The following is a 16,794-nucleotide window of genomic DNA, read 5'->3' on the forward strand; positions in this document are numbered from 1 at the left end:
AACCAGGACTTTGTGTTCAAACAACTGCACTCCGAGTTGGGAGAGCTATTTAGTTATGCCGGTGATTGGTATCACCGCGACGGCAGCGTTTGTCATAGTGGCGCACCCACCAGTAACGATCGCTGATTTGTTCGTGCCCCCCCACTCTGGCACCCGCCAACCAGAGGACACCACCAACAAAAATACTGAGCACGGCACCATGTGCGAAAAACTGTGGCAGATTAAATTGCGGCAGTTGGTTTAAAATAGAGTAACCAACACCACCCACCATCACCACCAACCCTAAAGCCATGAGCACGTTACCGAGTAACGAAGCGTTTTTGCGTTTCATGTGTCACCTCCGGAACTTTGGGTTGTTACAGGGAATACCCCTAATCCTTATGTGTAAAGTATAGACAACACTGCCGTTCGCAAGTGCGGGAGCGATCACAATTACAAACACTCATGCAACAAAACTTTACAAATAAGCTACTGAACATACTCATTTTCTAATAGTCCATTTGTGCAATTATTCAGCTTTTGGCGATAAGCACGCAGTTTTTTGTCAACAGCAGCGTCAGACAGTAAACTACACGTCGTTTATCGAAACACTCAGGACAAAACACGTGGCGATTAAATTGATTGTCGGCCTGGCAAACCCCGGCGCAGAGTATGCGGCAACGCGACACAATGCAGGCGCATGGTATGTCGATCTGCTGGCAGAAAGATTACGCGCTCCCCTGCGCGATGAGCCGAAATTCTTCGGCTACACCTCCAGAGTTACGCTTGAAGGTGAAGACGTCCGTCTGCTGGTGCCAACCACATTTATGAATCTGAGCGGCAAGGCTGTCGGTGCGATGGCCAGTTTTTATCGTATTAACCCCGATGAAATTTTGGTCGCACACGATGAGTTAGACCTGCCCCCTGGCGTGGCCAAATTTAAGCTTGGCGGCGGTCATGGCGGACATAATGGCCTGAAAGACATCATTAGTAAGTTAGGTAATAACCCCAACTTTCATCGTTTACGCGTTGGAATTGGCCATCCGGGCGATAAAAACAAAGTTGTCGGATTTGTTTTAGGCAAACCGCCTGTTTCAGAACAGAAGTTAATTGATGAAGCAATTGACGAAGCGGTACGTTGTACCGAGATATTGTTCAAAGACGGCCTGACCAAAGCGACGAGCCGGTTACACACCTTTAAAGCGCAATAAGCAGCGATGTGCGGCATTTTTCTCGCGTGCTGTGTATAATAGGCAAAGTTATTTACATTTCTACAATCTGTTTTCCATAACAGGTTGAATATCAAAAGATTAAGGTGATTTAAACATGGGATTCAAATGCGGTATCGTCGGTTTGCCAAACGTAGGCAAATCCACCCTGTTCAACGCGCTCACAAAAGCGGGTATTGAAGCGGCAAACTTCCCGTTCTGTACTATCGAGCCGAACACCGGTGTTGTCCCGATGCCCGATCCGCGTCTGGATCAGCTGGCCGAAATCGTCAAACCGCAGCGTATCCTGCCAACAACGATGGAATTCGTCGACATCGCCGGTCTGGTAAAAGGCGCGTCCAAAGGTGAAGGTCTGGGTAACCAATTCCTGACCAACATCCGTGAAACCGAAGCTATCGGCCACGTGGTGCGTTGCTTTGAAAACGACAACATCATCCACGTTAATAACAAAGTGGATCCGGCTGACGACATTGAAGTTATCAATACCGAGCTGGCGTTGTCCGACCTCGACACCTGTGAGCGCGCTATCCATCGCGTGCAGAAAAAGGCCAAAGGCGGCGACAAAGACGCTAAAGCAGAACTGGCTGCGCTGGAAAAATGCCTGCCACAGCTGGAAAACGCTGGCATGCTGCGCGCGCTGAAAACGCTGACTGACGAAGACAAAGCGGCTATCAAATACCTGAGTTTCCTGACGCTGAAGCCAACAATGTACATCGCCAACGTCAACGAAGACGGTTTTGAAAATAACCCGTACCTCGATAAAGTGCGCGAAATCGCGGCTGCCGAAGGTTCTGTTGTGGTTGCCGTTTGCGCAGCCGTTGAAGCTGACATCGCAGAACTCGATGATGCTGACCGTGAAGAATTCATGGCTGAAATGGGTCTGGAAGAGCCGGGCCTGAACCGCGTTATCCGTGCTGGCTACGAATTGCTGAACCTGCAGACCTACTTCACCGCTGGCGTGAAAGAAGTCCGGGCATGGACCATTCCTGTCGGTGCCACGGCTCCGCAGGCAGCCGGTAAAATCCATACCGACTTCGAGAAAGGCTTTATCCGCGCACAAACCATCGCGTTTGAAGATTTCATCACCTATAAAGGTGAGCAAGGTGCGAAAGAAGCTGGGAAAATGCGTGCCGAAGGTAAGGACTATATCGTCAAAGATGGCGATATCATGAACTTCCTGTTCAACGTCTAAATAAAATGTGTTGTCTCATGAGGTTGCAACGAATCTCATGAAAATGACAAAACCTATAAAATCCACGCAATTGCGTGGATTTTTCATTTCATAATGTCTCAACTTATTGAACAGGCCCCGTCGTGAGGAAAGAATTTGTCTACGAGCGTGGGGTCAGTCCAACCAGCAGGATTGCCAGGCAAACCACTGGTTGCCTGGCAAAAAGGTCAGGAGACGATTATCAGAAGTTCCATTTCGCGCCGATCATTGCCGCACTGTCATTATAGCCTTTATCACCCAGCTGCACGCCGACATTGCCCCACAGGTTGAAACGTGGACTGACCTGCCCTTCGACACCCACTTTCACCTCACCCAGGTTTTTCGTTCCGGCCTGGCTGACGTTAACGCCGTCCATCCGGGTGCTGAAATCACGGGTATTGTGCAGCCAATTAACTTCGGCAAACGGCTGGAACTCACGCGCTTTACCGTTATCGAGCTGGCTGTGGCCTTTGATCCAGGTTTTCACACCAAGACGCGTTTGCACATTACCGTCACCGCTGCTGGTGATGCGGGTGCCGTTGCTTTCACGGTGATCGTCGGCTTTCACGCCCATCCACACGGCCTGTGCCTGCGGCTGGATATACCATTCGTTGGTCGAACCTTCACGCGTCTGGTATTCCCCCATTTTCCAGGTGTAGCCGGTTTCCACCGAGGCGTTCACCCCTTTCGATTTATAGGATTCGCCCTGCAGACCTTCACCCTTCACGCTGTTGTTAAACCAGTTGTACTGTGCCCAGGTATCGACATACAGCCCGCTGTGCGTCTCGTCGTTGGCATACCAGGTTGAGTAAACCCCGGCGGAATAGCCGTTCACAGACCCTTTCGAACCATACTGCGTACGTGACGTGTGGGTATTGCTGTGGTCGTTGCCGTAACCGGCCATCAGACCAAGATGCCAGCGGTCAAGACCACTCTGGCTCCACTGCGCCACATCACCGCCCAGTTGAACGGCGTAACGGTTGCTCTGCGTTTTGAGCTGCCCGCTGCCATCACGCCAGTTGTTGTGGCCGCCCACGTGACGCATCCACATGCTGGTGACTTTTTGCTCGCCGGTTAACGCGTCGATGAACTGTGTTTCACCCAGGCGATCGTGCAGACGGGTCACAAACAGGGTGTTAGCCGCCGCCAGGTTTGCGGTGTAGCTGCCGCCTTCCGGACGCAGATCCGGCGTTTCTTTATCACCCGGATCCGTGCCCGGGTCCGTTTTGCTGCTGTTCAGAAACCAGTTACTGCTGTTTTCACCGGTACCGCGGTTCAGGGTGTAGTCATACGCCCCGGCAACAATACGGCCTTTCTGGGTGAAATCACCGTCGGACGCCCCCTCAACGGTAATAACTTCAATACCGTTGATGGTCGCCGCCCCTTTGCCCCCGGCGTTTGTCACCGTGACATACGTGTTGCCGGAGGTATCGCCTTCCACCACCAGCTTATCGGTGACGGATTTATCGTCGCCGAGCGCGGTGTTAAGCGAAAGCAGCCCGTCGTTACCCGCATAGTTACCCTTAATCACCAGCTGGTTTCCGGCCTGCTTCCCGGAAACCCCGGTAGCCATCGTGCCGCTGTTAGTGACGTTTCCACCCACCGTAAAGGTGTGAGTGCCTGTGCTTTCAGCGGTGCCAACCTGAAGCAGACCGGCGTTGTCGATATCACCCGTCACGCCGCCGAACCCGGATAATTTCCCCTGATCTGCGATAGTGACCTGCGTGCTGCTCAGCACCACTGAAGCGCTCTCGCTGCCCAGTTGCAGTCCGCCCTGCTCAATGTGTGTGCTACCGGTCCACGCGGCATTGTCGCCCACGGTGATGGTGCCGCTGCCGAGTTTGGTGACACTGCCTGCGCCGGTAATGCTGTTGTTCAGCTCCCAGCTACTGGCGCTGTTGAGCACCAGGGAACCGGCGTTTTTCACCGCCGCATCGCCCAGATGTTCAGCCACGGACGCGGTAAGCTGCGATCCACCATCAATGTCAAAGGTTCCGGTAAACTCGCTGTTGTTACCGGCCAGCACCACATCGCTGTCGGTCAGTTCGACACTGCCGTTATCGCTGATGGCGTTGTACAGCACGCCTGCGGCATTACTTAACGCCAGCGTACCGGCCGCCACGATGTCACCAGTACCGAGGCCCAGCGTAGAGTTCAGCAACGCCGTGGCCCCTTCGGCAATCGTGGTTTTCGCGGTCATAGTGCTGTTTTCACCCGTGACAGTCAGCGTTCCTCCGTTCAGGTTGAGCGCGCCGCTACCTGTTAAGGTGCCGTTCGCCTCACCGCCATCCGCAATCGTCAGGCTGCCACCATGGATATTCAGCAAAGAATCGACAGCGGCCGTCAGTTTACCGACCGTCTGGCTGTAGCCGTTCATATCAAAACCAGTGTCAGATGCCAGACGCAGTTCGCTGGTCTGCCCCAGCACGTCGTTGTTATTCATCAGCAGGTTGCCGCTACGCACATCGGTGATGCCGGTGTAGTCGTTATCCATATTGGAAAGTGACACGGTCTGGCCTTTGGCGCTGTCGAATGCCAGGTCGCCGGTGCCAGTGACGCGGGCGCTGAGGTCAGCGGCATTACCTGTTTTATCGTTGGCATCCAGCACCAGCGCGTTACTGCCGGACGCTAGCAGTTCAACCTGCGTCAGCCCGTAGCTGATATACAACCCGTCGTCGTTTTCTCCACCGGTCAGGCGGTAGTCATAAGTGCCTTTGGCCACCACTTCATCATTCTGCTCGATGTCGGCCACCACGCCATCGCTGATGACGTTGCCGTCTTTGTCGGTTAACGTCAGGTTGCCCGCGCCACCCTGCACAGCGGAGTCAGAGGTGGCCAGTTTGATCAACTCCTGTGCGTCGTCCTGCTCAAGCAGGGAGAGCGTCGTATCCGCCTGTGGACGATCATTGCTGACGCTGCCGGTATCCACCTGAACGGTCCCGCGACCACTCAGATCCATTTTACCCGCATGGATCGTACCATCCGCTTGCGTTTTGCCCGGCGTAACACCGTCGAAACTCACCGTGCCCCCGTTAAACGCCAGCCCGCCGATATTCTGTTCGCCCTTGCCGACATGCGTGAGGCTACCTTCACCCGCGCTCAGCGTCGCTTTAGCCAGGGCCTGAGTATTTAACCCGGCCAGTTCAAGGGTGCTGTTTTGCAGCGCAAGCGTGCCCTGGAAACCGTCTGCGGCATTGTTGGCGGTAAAATCAAACGCCTTGCCGGACGCATCCACAGACACGGTCCCGGTTCCCGAGAGGTGGCTGTTGAACGCCATATCGCCGGTCGCGTTCAGTTGCAGCGTACTGTTCGTATCAATGCTGTAACCCGTATTCGCTGCATCATCTTTTGCGTCACCCAGGACGAAGTCGACGTTATTGACGGTAAACACGGAGTTGCTGGTCAGATCGATATGCTCCATGCCGGTAATGGCGTCGGCACTGTTCAGAGTGTACTGTGCGTTCTGCAACCGGAGCGTGTCTTCACCTTCTCCACCATTCAGGCTGGTGAAGAGCGAGGTTTCCGTCGCCTTGATGTCTTTCAGCAAGAAGAGATCGCTGCCGTTACCGGTGGTGATATCGGTTGCCGTACTGCCGGACTCCAGCGTGACGGTGTTATCGCCACTCAGTAAATTTACCATCCCGGTGATGCTGGCTTCCGCGGCATTGGTAAAGGCAATGCCCTTCCCTTTAACGATTTCCAGCGCTTTTTGCGAAGCATTCAGCGCGCGGATCACCCCTTTATTAAGGAAGCTTTCCAGAGAGCCGTTATCTGCATCGACCACCGCATGCGAAGTGGAAACTGACGTCAGCTCGCCCGACTGTTCAATATTTTTCGTGGTCCCGCCGACAACCAGCGCCTCTGCGCCATCGCTGTCCAGCACGTTGACGCTGGCACCTGTTTTCAGGTCTGCGGAGGAATTGGTGACGATCCCTTTACCACCCGCCTGCTGGACGTTGATGACCAGATCGCGCGAGTCGGACATATCCAGGGTCTGATCGGTTTGCGAACCGTCCATACTTTCAAACAGGATGCCGGTTCCACTACCGGTAACGTTGATGGTGCCGGAGTTGGTCTGCGCCATGGAAGCCCCGGTATGTACCCCAATGCCGTTGCCGACGGTAATGTGGGTCTCTTTGAGCTGAATACCGACAAGGTTAGCCTGGTTTTCAATGGCGTTACCGCTGCCGCCCGCGGCCATCGTGATGGTTGCGCCATCAACGACCAGCCCTTTCGCCCCGCTTGCCAACAGAATGGCGTGCGCCGTGCCGTCAGCGGTAGTTTGCCCTTCACCGGTCAGGTTAAGCGTTGCGTCGCTCTCGACCAGATACGCCGCGGTGCCATCGGTGGCAGAAACGGTCGCGCTATTGTTCACCACGGAATCTGCGCCCTGAATATTGACCGCCACGCCATTCACCTGAATATCGCCGTCGTTGTTCAGCGTACCGCCGGAAATCAGCACCCCGGTACTGTCAGGCTGATCAAAGTCAATGGTACCTTTGTGATTTAGCGTACCGCCATTGCGGGCGATATAGCCGAAAGCACCGTCAGCGGTGTTGGCCGTTTCAAGGGTGGCATAGCTGGTTAATACCGACTCACCTTTTTTGGCTTCTACGACTTCGCCGTCCAGGGCATAGTAGTTTCCGTCAACAACGCCCGCCGTTGTGCCCTTACCGGCGACTTTAACAATATCGGCATCCGCCGTGATTGTCCCCGTCGCGCCGCCTTCAATGCGAACACCAGTTGAGCCTTCGCCTATAATGCTTAACGCCAGCTTGCCGGAGTTAAAACTGCTGCCTGCGTCCGTCGTAAGGATAATGGTGGAGTTATCACCCGTTGCATTCATTTGTGACATATTGGTGTTGGAGCCATCAAACGCAGCGCCGCCATCGACACGATAAAGCGTCGAATCTGTCGTCGAAACCGTTTGATTACTCGTGGAATTATCGATAATTGACGATCCAGAACCGTAGATGTAATACCCTGTCTGGTGACTCCCGTCATTGAAAGTGACCGTTCCGTTATCCATCAGGGTGATAGTGCCTTTATCACGCGCCTGCACACCGATGGCATAATCGCCATTGAGATTGACTTCGCCTGATACTACCGCGAGGGCATCCTCACCGCTTGCCCGGATACCGTAGTTAGCGTAATGCGTACCCTCATCAATACCGGAGTTGACGTTAATGACACCAGCGTGCGTGATTTTCCCACCGGCTTCCACATCAATACCGATACTGTTTTGCCCGTTCTGATTGATAATACCTTTGTTCACGACCCGGTTTTCACTGGTACCTGATTTTACGTTGAGCCCCACGTTGGCAATCGAGGATTCGCCAGGCAGTTCGCCATTGATCTCTATCGTGCCATTTTGATTCAACGTCGCGGTATTTTTAACAACGATGGCTGTTGCGTTCGTTGTCTGAGAACCTATTACGATTTTTGAGGCCGCATCTCCGTTATACGTCGCATTGCCTGATAACAGAACACCGATGGAGTCTCCCGAAATACGAAGGTCGTTAGTCGCATCCGAACCCTCACGTTGAGCCTCCCGGCCAATGTACAACATGCCGTTATGGTTGAATGTTGATTGCTGGCCGGCCTCAACACCTGTTGTGACCGGTGTGCCAGTGGTACTCGTCTGCGCTGTTGATGCGACATTGATCGTGCCATCATTTGTCAGCACCGCAGACGAAGAGAGTAGGACACCTTTATTACTGTATTGAGAAGAGCTCGTTGCCAGGTTAATCACACCAGTGGCATTGTTATTAACAGTGGATGTGCCGTTTGCCAGGATAGCCGTGTGCTGGCCTGCTGCGACTAATGCTGCGCTCGAACCCAATTTTTCAGCCATGTCAGGGTTAGTCCCTGCATCAACAACCCCGTTGTTCTCAAATACAGAACCACTGTGAACGGCGACGACATAGGCCCCACGAAGCGTATTGTTATTCGACCCTAGTGTGCCCTCATTGATTAAGGTTGCACCATTTTCCAGGTTAACCAGCGATGCATCAGACCAAAAAAGTTGCAGATTAGCGTCTTTATCAATGTTAATAACGGCATCTTTGCCGGTTCCGTGGATGTAGGAGACGGTATCACGATTAACCGTTCCTCTAACTGCATCATCAGACGCAATCCCATCCTCATTCGCATAAATAGGGATAGACCCGGTAGTTCGCGCCAAATTCAGTTCAGCGTTGTACTCTGCACTGGTCATTGAGAGCTCACCTTTTTCAATCGCTGCGATTAACGCAGCGTTGTAAGCTTTAAACTCCTCCACATTTGTCACATTTTGTGGCCCAAGTTTGCTGGTGAACTCACCTGTAAATTCGTCAATCACTGGGTACGCAATAGCCGTGCCACCACTGTGATTGTTGTAATCATTACCTAACTGGGCTATTGTTTTAGAATGGTAATTAAGCTCTGCTTTGTCACCAGACTCACTGGAAACATTAAAAACTGATGATTTATTTATGCTACTCGTATTTGAACTTTTGAAAACAGCGCTAAATAAGTTTTCCCTATCATTAATCCAGTTGGCATCCTGACTTCCAACAGTGACATCAAGAGTGGCTCCACTATTAACGTTGTATAGATTACGATCTATATACTGGCCGTTAGCACCCACGGCATTTGAAATCGTAACATTAAAGTCGGCGAGAGAGTTAATGACCATCGCATCATTATCGTAGACCGCTATTGATGTCGTATTCCCGGTAACTGGATCTATAAAGTCAATTACTTTGCTTTGCGAGCCGATGTTAAATATGTTGTTATTCTTAACATACTCACTATTAGTACCTAGAAGACCTTTATCATAAGCCTCACCCAGAGTCATATTGGTGTAACCACTATTACCATACGAAACATTCGAAAAGCTACCTGACAATGTATTATCCCGTCCACTCACTGTTATCTCTATGGCATCTTGTGGGGTCATGGAGTCTACTACATAATCTGTTGCCTGTGATTTCGCTGGAAAAAGTGCAAGCATTAATAAAGCGACAGGTGCCATTCGAAAAACATATGCATTCTGGAATTCTGCGCTGTATTGTTCTTCCGTAATAAGCGAAGAACTGCTTGATTGTACGTTTCCACGTGCCAGTTCGGAAACAACAACGGCACACGAGCGGGCTACGCTCCAGATAACCTTAAATACTTTGTTCATCATCTCACTCACTTTTAACAGCCCATTTTCTTTCGCGATTACTTCACAGGTGAATTTGGGTCAAAATTATCAGTACCTGATTTTTAGCTCAGGCGTTTCGTGAGTGATTTTACTTGCTGCCCCTTTCCCAGGGTATATATAATGAATAATGCGTTATTTATAGATACATCATCTATAAAAATAGATCTTTAAAGATTATCGTGCTGAATTTTAAATGGTGTTACACGACATTTTATTGGTTAGCGGAAGTATACATTCTGGTGAGTACATATTATCGATATATATTTTCAGCATGTCGTTAACTAATAGCTTCATGATTAAAAAGCTCCAGGGGGGATTACCACCCTGGAAAAATTTTTTTGAGAGTAATCCTATTTATTAAACCTGTAAACAAAGAAGTGCAGGTTGGCGGTGTTTTTAAGATTATACCTCTTTGCTATAGCGAGTGTACTTCTCAAAAAGTTTTTATAACTTACGCCTGATTTTTTTGCAGCCAAGAAAATACTCTCTGAAAGTTTTAGTGATTGAATTGTTTTAACTTCACATTGGCTCATTCCTTTGAAGTCCTTGAAGAATTCAATTTTTTCAATTACATTACTCACCGATTTTAGTTTAGCTATCGTTATAAGGTGTCGCCATTTGTTTAAATCATCATACACAGATAAATCAATTTGAGATGAGATAACCTTAGAGATCCATAACCCGCGAGAGATCAAAATCGTTCGAATTTCATCCTCTTTGGAAAAGTGATATAGGGTGTCATTCAGTTCTCCAAGCGAGTTAAATGAATCGACATCAATGAAACATATTCTATTTTCACAACAAATTTGTTTCATTAAAGCGAAAATAGACTGACGAAGAAAAGTATCATGCGTGATGACCATGAATGTTTGCCTATCCATCATGAGTAAATCCTGATAATGCCCTTCATGATGTTCTCAAAATTAATTGACAGAACCTTCACGAAGAGCCTCGTTACTGGGAGGGTTTGAGACGAAAATAATAATACAACAACACCTTACCCAGGAATCTATAGAAGTAATGTCATGTCATATAGGTAGATATTCTGATAAAGCAATAGAAGAAATGGTTTTATAAAATATCTAACTGCAAAATGCGTATGCGTGATAGAGCACAATGTCAAAACGTGAAATATCAGCTAAAATAGAGAGGAACAATCATATGCAGATGAATACACATATGCTTTACCAAATTTACAACGAAGTAACATTCAGAACTGATGATGGTGTCCTTGCCAGTCTTTCATCACCCGAAAATTCGGTTGTACTTTCCATCACGGCGAATCGTATTTTTTCGTTCCTGCTTGAGCAACGAGGTAAGGTCGTTTCCCGTGAGGATCTTTTAGTTAATGTTTGGGATAAGAATGGGTTTCAGGCCTCGAATAACTCTCTGAGCCAGTACATTTCATTTATACGAAGAGGACTCCACGATCTCGGCTGTAATCAGGAAGTCATTCAGACTATACCCCGGGTGGGCTTCTTGGTTCCTGATGACTCTATATCTATCAGAGAGACTGATAACTACCGTGAAATCAATTCATTAAATGTTAAGGCATCGGTGCAAATAAAAAAAACGCAAGTATCGGCAAAAATCTGGATTTTGGTAATGACTTTGTTGCTGAGTTCACTGGTTATAGCCTTTTACCCAGTACAAAATGGTGCTTCTGATATGATTTCAGCTATAAAGACTTGGAAACTCGGTAAGATTGATCAGTGCCCTGTGTATACTTTTTATAACAACTCCCCAGAAATGATGTCCGTCAAACTCGAAAAAGCCAGATTGTTAACAAACACTTACCTTCCGTGCATTCAGGGTGCGACCTACTTCTTCCAGCCTGACGATCTATACACCTACGGTGAAAAAGGACGCGTATTTTTGTCCCGCTGCACCTGGAATAACAAAGAACAAACTAAATTTGCAGGTTGCAAGGATATCTATATCCATGAAAATTAATAAGAAAAAAACACTGATAAGCGTCTCAGCAATTGCGTTTATTTCAGCAATTGCTGTTCGCGCGACAGGAATCGCTGACTGGGCACCCAATAATGGGATAAGCATCAACTGTGTATCGACGATCTCGATGCCAGAATTACCTCATGGGGTGAAATTCAATGGCAGTGTATACGTTCAGATTTATAAAGACGGATCCGGTGAGGTTGATTTTTCTGGTGTCGTTACGGAAACAGGAGAGCATGGCGTTGGGAAAAGTAGCGTCCAGCGTACCATTGCGTTTGAATACGTGATGCTAGATTCTGGCACCGTAAGGCTTTCTGAAGCACGACTGAGAAAGAAATCAGCTGACACAATGCCTGATGATTTTTTTACTAAAGCCATCTACGATAGCTCTGAACCAGAGAAACGAATGCATGTATCAAAACTTCAAAATGCATATTTGATAGGCAACATTTTTTCACCATCACTTTTATGTGTCAGTAAATCCTAATACCTTCAACGCCGCCACGCATATGCCCCAATATAGCCTCAGCTACCTCGTTTGGACATTGCAAACGAGATAGCCCTGTCCGTACAGTACGGCACAGATCATGGGACGTCCAATGAGGTATATCAAGCATTTGACCACTTTCATGTAAACGCAATGAGTTTTCAGTTAGATACTTCTGTTGGATTGGCTTCTTAGTAGCCTATGAAGGGAATAGTTTGTAGGGTCTGAATTTATTTGAGAACGGGAACATGACACTCAGCTATGCCATGCTAAATAAGTACGCCAGTAAGTACGCGGGAGAGAAAACAGTAAGATTATATGCAAATAAGAAACTGTAACCTATTGATTTAAATGGCCGATAATAGGAGTCGAACCTACGACCTTCGCATTACGAAAGCGAGCCAACTCCATAATGAGTACATATTGACGCTGACCCCTCCGTGAAGCATACCGCCCTACATTTTCTCCAGAATTAAACACGCTTCACGATTAAGCGTAATAAACTCCTGCCAGCTATATTGCTGTTGGTAGTTAAGCTGATACTGCTTTTCTACCTGGCAAATAAGCGGACGTGTTTCATAAATCGCGCACAGCTTTGTCTCCATCTGATAGTGACGACAAATGCCGTCACCGCGATCAAGAAATTGCGTTTCACTGGCGCGATCGACGTGGCGACAACAAGCGCCACACTGGTTACAGGGAAACGCAGGCGTGAGCGTCATAGCTTACTTAACCAGCTACGTACAGAGCGAGTCTTCCCTGCTTCAAACGGTAGCGCAATATTACGGCGCTCAACCTCTGCTCGCAGCAACAAACCACGCTCAATTTCACTGTTCACCGCATTAAGATGCAGCGAGAAACGCGATAACGCTGACGAATCAATAGCAAACTCTAACGCCGAAAGCTCCAGTAGATAACGATCGAGTTCAGCATTCACCTGCTGATAATACTCTAGTGCTTTCTGATACTTATCTTTAAACGTATCCAGAAACGCCCAGACCTTTTTCATCAATGCGCTGTGTTCCAGGAAGTAGTTCATTACCAGCGTCAGAATACCTGTCGCCAGCGCACCACAGAAAGCGGCCAGTTCCGGACCAAAAGGAAAGACGAGCATCTTGGCTAAAGCTTCGTTAACCACCACACCAGCAGCCACGGCCACACCCGCAGCCACCAGCTTGCTTACCGCTTTAGCGAGCTGCCCCGGCGCTAACCCTTCAGGGTTAAAGACCATAACTTTAAAGGCCTGTACCAAATTGTTCCACATCTCACGAATCAGGCGCACCATCATCTTCTTAGTTGTAAAGAAGATATTGAAGAGCGTCGTCGTAATGCTGGAGAGCACGCCACCGATGGCACCGTCTTTAAAGGACGTCAGGAAAGTGCTGAATTTACCCTGCACTCGCTGCCAGACTGCGCGTAATGCCTCCGCCGCATCTTGCAGGAAGTCTCCGGCATCGAATGAATGACGATGCTTCTCAAACATCACGGGAATACGCGCGCGGAACTCAAACCAGGTCTCTGCCAGAATCAGTCCCAACATCTGCCGCGTTCCCATGCGAAACGCATTGTTCATTGTGGCGGTGGCGACATTCTTCGCAAACTTACTGCTGGTATAATATTCCTGATTGATCGTACTGTTGTATTTTGCCCGCGCCTTTTTGTCGGCCTCTTTCATCCGTTCAAAATCGGCGGCGGCTTTATTTTCCAGCTTATTCAGCTGTTTTTGCTCTTGCTCGGAAAGCATTGGCTGGCTGCGTAAACGGGCAATTTCCTGCGTGGTCACAGCATGCTGTTCTTGTAGCGTTTGCACGAAGGCATCCATCGTTTTCGCCTTCTTCGCCTTATTCAGCGACTCATTCGTGAAGGTCAGATTTGATGAATCATTAGCCAGATCGGCACCATCGCATTCGGCAAGGATACGCCCAGGATCGTTGTGAATTTCATGGGCGGCAATAATATGGTCGAGGTTCTTTTTATCATTAGCCGCAAATTTCTCACCGGTGTAGGTATCGGTCAACGTACCGGCCTCGTGCGCCTTTTTTCCCGCCCGGTTGGTGGCAATGTAGTTTTCGTGGCTATGGTAATGATGAGAATCATACCCTTCACGTTGCTCGTACCGTTGACGCTCGGCATCGGTGGCATACACTCCCTCGCGAGCGTTATGAATAGTATTCACATCGCCGCCGTGTTTATCCTCCAGCAAGAGAAAATCCAACCCAAAAGAGGTGGTCAGACTCTTAACCACCGTCTGATGTAACTCTTCACCCCAGTCAAACCTGGCTGTGTTCATTGTGCTCGCCCATAGCAATGCCGGGCAGATTCGCCCGGCGCGTCGATTAAATACGAGAAGAAAATGCGTCAAACTCAGAAGCAGAAACCGCCAGTTTTTCGTCCAGAATCTCTTTGTTCAGCAGGTTCATACCGTTGCTGTCGGTCTGCAGTTGGATCACGCCATCTTCGATAACGGCTTCACCGTTTTCCTGCGTCACCGGCTTGAACAGCGGCGTGGTGATCACGTCGGTCATGATGGCGGCTAATTCATAACCATGGTCGATAATCGCCATGATCTCTTCCGACTCACTAATCTCGGTGGTTATATTCTTCTCATGACGTTCAACAATGATGGCATGCATCGCTTTCAGCGGTTCAAAGTAGTGTTGAACAAAGACGCTATGCATACGGGTTATTGATTCATAAATGCTATTTACATACTGCTGCACCTTCGTCAGCTGCGCTTCAGCCGCATTCATTTTTTCCACCGCAGCTGTCACTTCACGGGAGCTTTGATAAGCATTGTTAAGCGCCTTTTCGGCATGGCTATCGTAAGCCCAGCCTGCGATAGCAATCAACGGAGCCACTACCGCGCCGCCAAGTACCATCGCACCGCCCGCCATTCCCCAGCCGCCTGCGGCCAGAGAACCGCCGCCGATAGCCGCCATTGTGGCGTTATACGCCGCCGCACCAGACAGGGCGGCAATCGGCGTACCGGTAGACGCTGCGGCAAACGCCATCACGCCGCTGTACACGGCAAAACCAGCGGCAGCACCGGACACCCCGGCACCGACGACCGTCGTCAGGTATTCCGTGGCGGAAATCGCCAGACTCTGAATTTTATTGATGTTGTGCTGCGGTACCTTCAGACGAAGATCTTTATGTCCATCCTTAGCCATACGCGCCAACAGATCGTCGGCAATCGTTTTAAATTCATTGAAATCTTTACCGATCTTCAGTTCTTTTTCACCCAGCTCGGCCAGTTTTTTCGACGTTGTTTCATTCGCCAGATCAAAGCTCTCTTTATGCTTATCAAAGCGACGCTGCGCGCGATCTAAAACATCGTCGGCTTCAGATTTTTTCTGGTAGCCATCATAAGCTTTTTTGCCACCAAACGCCGTTGCCGCTGCCGCGACGCCCAGAATAATGAAAGGTAATGCCATAAATAAAAATCTCCTGTGCAATAAGTCGTAGTTACCCGCTACACATCACATTCCAGAACAGGAACAGAGTCGCGATCGCCAGTGATGTAGTTATGCAGTATGTTGATGACCGTTTTTTTCAACCATTCAGGTTCCAGAATTTCTATATTCGGTAACCAGAATAGAATTAGTGGAATAATTTGATTCTGATGTGCTGCCTTGCAAAGCAAAGTCACGCCATCATTCTCTTCACGCACTAATTCTTGCTGAGGCAGTAAATCTCGTCTTGCGAAGTAGCCTGCAATGCTGTGTTTAATACGCACCCGCACCTCAAACGTCTCTTCACTTACCCAAGGATCGCGATGCTCATCAATTAATGACAGTGTGGGTGTATCGACCGTAAAATGCTCTTTCCGGATATCCAACCACCGAATTTTACTTAACGAAAAAGACTTTAGCTTTCCGTCCTCGGTCGCCTGCAGATACCAAATATTTTTCTGGTTAACTAATTTATAAGGGTGAACGGTGCGCGTTTTGTCTTTATATAAAATATGACAGACACTGTTTTTCTGAATCGCTTTTTCTAATAAGTTAAAATACTTTCGCAAATCATTTCTGACTGAATGTTCAGGGCGACCAAACTGAACTCTAACATGCTGTTCTACCGCTCGTTTTTCTAAGCTAAGCCAAAAATCCTCATCTCTATCAGGAAAAACCGCGTCGGCGTCCAGCAGCTTTGCCAGTGGGTCATGAAGGGCATAGGCGCTATTATTCTGCGCGCGAATCGGTATCAATCGATACTCTCCTCCACCACACCCCTCAATAAAGGAGGAAAGCATATTAAGATCACGATAGACCGTTCGTTCAGTGATATTAAATTTCTTCATCAACTGATAGCGATTCACTACGCCACAAGTTTGCAGCTCTATTAGGATATCGACTAAACGTTCTGCTGAGCAACTCCTTGCTGAATCAGCCATAAGCACCTACTCTTCTGTTTTCCTGACATGAATTATATATAAAATGCTGACATATCCTGTCAGTGTATCGGCACGCTGATCATTTTTTTTAGAGAAATCGACAATTTATTTGACCATTAGTCGCATTGGACAATTTTTAGGGACAAAAAGCTCTCCTCATCAGGAGTAAATGCCAGAGACATGGCGGCCAAAAGAGCGCCTGCATACATCCTCATCAAACGGGCTAACGGCTATCTCTTCCACTAAGCCAAATTCAACGTTGAGTTTGCAAAGGTGGATTGTCAGGAGAGTTTCTTAATGATGGCCAGTATCGTGGTATGAACGCCAGTATTTGGTTTCTTCACGCTGAGT

11 protein-coding genes, 1 tRNA gene and 1 pseudogene are annotated in these 16,794 nt (G+C 48.8%); 4 read left to right on the top strand and 9 right to left on the bottom strand.

Annotated features, from left to right (window positions below):
- Positions 1 to 49: 49 nt before the first annotated feature.
- Complete coding sequence (ychH, locus tag OGY13_RS16065) at positions 50 to 331, bottom strand: stress-induced protein YchH (protein ID WP_003833480.1); 282 nt, start codon at positions 329 to 331, stop codon at positions 50 to 52.
- A gap of 274 nt (positions 332 to 605) precedes the next feature.
- On the opposite strand from ychH, the gene pth reads away from it, so the two are divergent.
- Together pth and ychF are read left to right on the top strand one after the other, a co-directional pair.
- Positions 606 to 1,190: an aminoacyl-tRNA hydrolase gene (gene pth, locus OGY13_RS16070; RefSeq protein ID WP_048216236.1), complete on the top strand. Its 585-nt coding sequence runs from the start codon at positions 606 to 608 to the stop codon at positions 1,188 to 1,190.
- Positions 1,191 to 1,305: 115 nt separating this feature from the next.
- Positions 1,306 to 2,400: a redox-regulated ATPase YchF gene (gene ychF / locus OGY13_RS16075; protein ID WP_003020818.1), complete on the top strand. Its 1,095-nt coding sequence runs from the start codon at positions 1,306 to 1,308 to the stop codon at positions 2,398 to 2,400.
- 220 nt (positions 2,401 to 2,620) lie between these two features.
- On the opposite strand, the gene OGY13_RS16080 is transcribed toward ychF, so the two are convergent.
- Together OGY13_RS16080 and OGY13_RS16085 are read right to left on the bottom strand one after the other, a co-directional pair.
- Entirely contained in the window at positions 2,621 to 9,586 is a 6,966-nt protein-coding gene (locus OGY13_RS16080) for an autotransporter outer membrane beta-barrel domain-containing protein (protein ID WP_213752371.1), read from the bottom strand.
- 371 nt (positions 9,587 to 9,957) lie between these two features.
- Positions 9,958 to 10,491, bottom strand: coding sequence for a hypothetical protein (locus OGY13_RS16085; protein ID WP_048216235.1), 534 nt, complete (start codon positions 10,489 to 10,491; stop codon positions 9,958 to 9,960).
- Positions 10,492 to 10,768: 277 nt separating this feature from the next.
- Between OGY13_RS16085 and OGY13_RS16090 the strand changes: the two genes are divergently transcribed.
- On the top strand, positions 10,769 to 11,560 hold the full coding sequence (locus OGY13_RS16090) for a winged helix-turn-helix domain-containing protein (RefSeq protein ID WP_250153101.1): 792 nt from the start codon (positions 10,769 to 10,771) through the stop codon (positions 11,558 to 11,560).
- A gap of 127 nt (positions 11,561 to 11,687) precedes the next feature.
- Positions 11,688 to 12,050, top strand: a complete 363-nt coding sequence (locus OGY13_RS16095; protein WP_133158642.1) for a FidL-like protein — start codon at positions 11,688 to 11,690, stop codon at positions 12,048 to 12,050.
- On the opposite strand, the pseudogene OGY13_RS16100 reads toward OGY13_RS16095, so the two are convergent.
- The 6 genes and pseudogenes from OGY13_RS16100 to OGY13_RS16125 form a co-directional block, all read right to left on the bottom strand.
- A pseudogene (locus OGY13_RS16100) lies at positions 12,049 to 12,249 on the bottom strand (tyrosine-type recombinase/integrase); the annotation flags it as partial. The gene OGY13_RS16095 and the pseudogene OGY13_RS16100 overlap by 2 nt on opposite strands.
- Before the next feature lie 153 nt (positions 12,250 to 12,402).
- Positions 12,403 to 12,505: transfer RNA gene (locus tag OGY13_RS16105), tRNA-Thr, on the bottom strand.
- Entirely contained in the window at positions 12,506 to 12,772 is a 267-nt protein-coding gene (locus OGY13_RS16110) for a YkgJ family cysteine cluster protein (protein WP_048235250.1), read from the bottom strand.
- Positions 12,769 to 14,340, bottom strand: coding sequence for a cobalamin adenosyltransferase (locus OGY13_RS16115; RefSeq protein ID WP_213752338.1), 1,572 nt, complete (start codon positions 14,338 to 14,340; stop codon positions 12,769 to 12,771). The genes OGY13_RS16110 and OGY13_RS16115 overlap by 4 nt, the downstream gene beginning before the upstream one ends.
- A gap of 46 nt (positions 14,341 to 14,386) precedes the next feature.
- Positions 14,387 to 15,484 carry a hypothetical protein gene (locus OGY13_RS16120; RefSeq protein ID WP_048216231.1) on the bottom strand — a complete coding sequence of 366 codons (1,098 nt, stop codon included), beginning with the start codon at positions 15,482 to 15,484 and terminating at the stop codon, positions 14,387 to 14,389.
- A gap of 38 nt (positions 15,485 to 15,522) precedes the next feature.
- Positions 15,523 to 16,443, bottom strand: coding sequence for a helix-turn-helix transcriptional regulator (locus tag OGY13_RS16125; RefSeq protein WP_103285325.1), 921 nt, complete (start codon positions 16,441 to 16,443; stop codon positions 15,523 to 15,525).
- Between the last annotated feature and the right edge of the window lie 351 nt (positions 16,444 to 16,794).

The organism is Citrobacter sp. Cpo045 (assembly GCF_030332875.1).
GTDB classification, from domain to species: domain Bacteria; phylum Pseudomonadota; class Gammaproteobacteria; order Enterobacterales; family Enterobacteriaceae; genus Citrobacter; species Citrobacter portucalensis.

Bases quoted from the DNA above. Each gene is read 5' to 3' on its own strand.
- OGY13_RS16095 (WP_133158642.1), top strand. From the start codon at position 11,688: ATGCCAGAATTACCTCATGGGGTGAAATTCAATGGCAGTGTATACGTT.
- OGY13_RS16090 (WP_250153101.1), top strand. From the start codon at position 10,769: ATGCAGATGAATACACATATGCTTTACCAAATTTACAACGAAGTAACA.
- OGY13_RS16115 (WP_213752338.1), bottom strand. From the start codon at position 14,340: ATGAACACAGCCAGGTTTGACTGGGGTGAAGAGTTACATCAGACGGTG.
- ychH (WP_003833480.1), bottom strand. From the start codon at position 331: ATGAAACGCAAAAACGCTTCGTTACTCGGTAACGTGCTCATGGCTTTA.
- OGY13_RS16120 (WP_048216231.1), bottom strand. From the start codon at position 15,484: ATGGCATTACCTTTCATTATTCTGGGCGTCGCGGCAGCGGCAACGGCG.
- ychF (WP_003020818.1), top strand. From the start codon at position 1,306: ATGGGATTCAAATGCGGTATCGTCGGTTTGCCAAACGTAGGCAAATCC.
- OGY13_RS16110 (WP_048235250.1), bottom strand. From the start codon at position 12,772: ATGACGCTCACGCCTGCGTTTCCCTGTAACCAGTGTGGCGCTTGTTGT.
- OGY13_RS16125 (WP_103285325.1), bottom strand. From the start codon at position 16,443: ATGGCTGATTCAGCAAGGAGTTGCTCAGCAGAACGTTTAGTCGATATC.
- OGY13_RS16080 (WP_213752371.1), bottom strand. From the start codon at position 9,586: ATGAACAAAGTATTTAAGGTTATCTGGAGCGTAGCCCGCTCGTGTGCC.
- OGY13_RS16085 (WP_048216235.1), bottom strand. From the start codon at position 10,491: ATGATGGATAGGCAAACATTCATGGTCATCACGCATGATACTTTTCTT.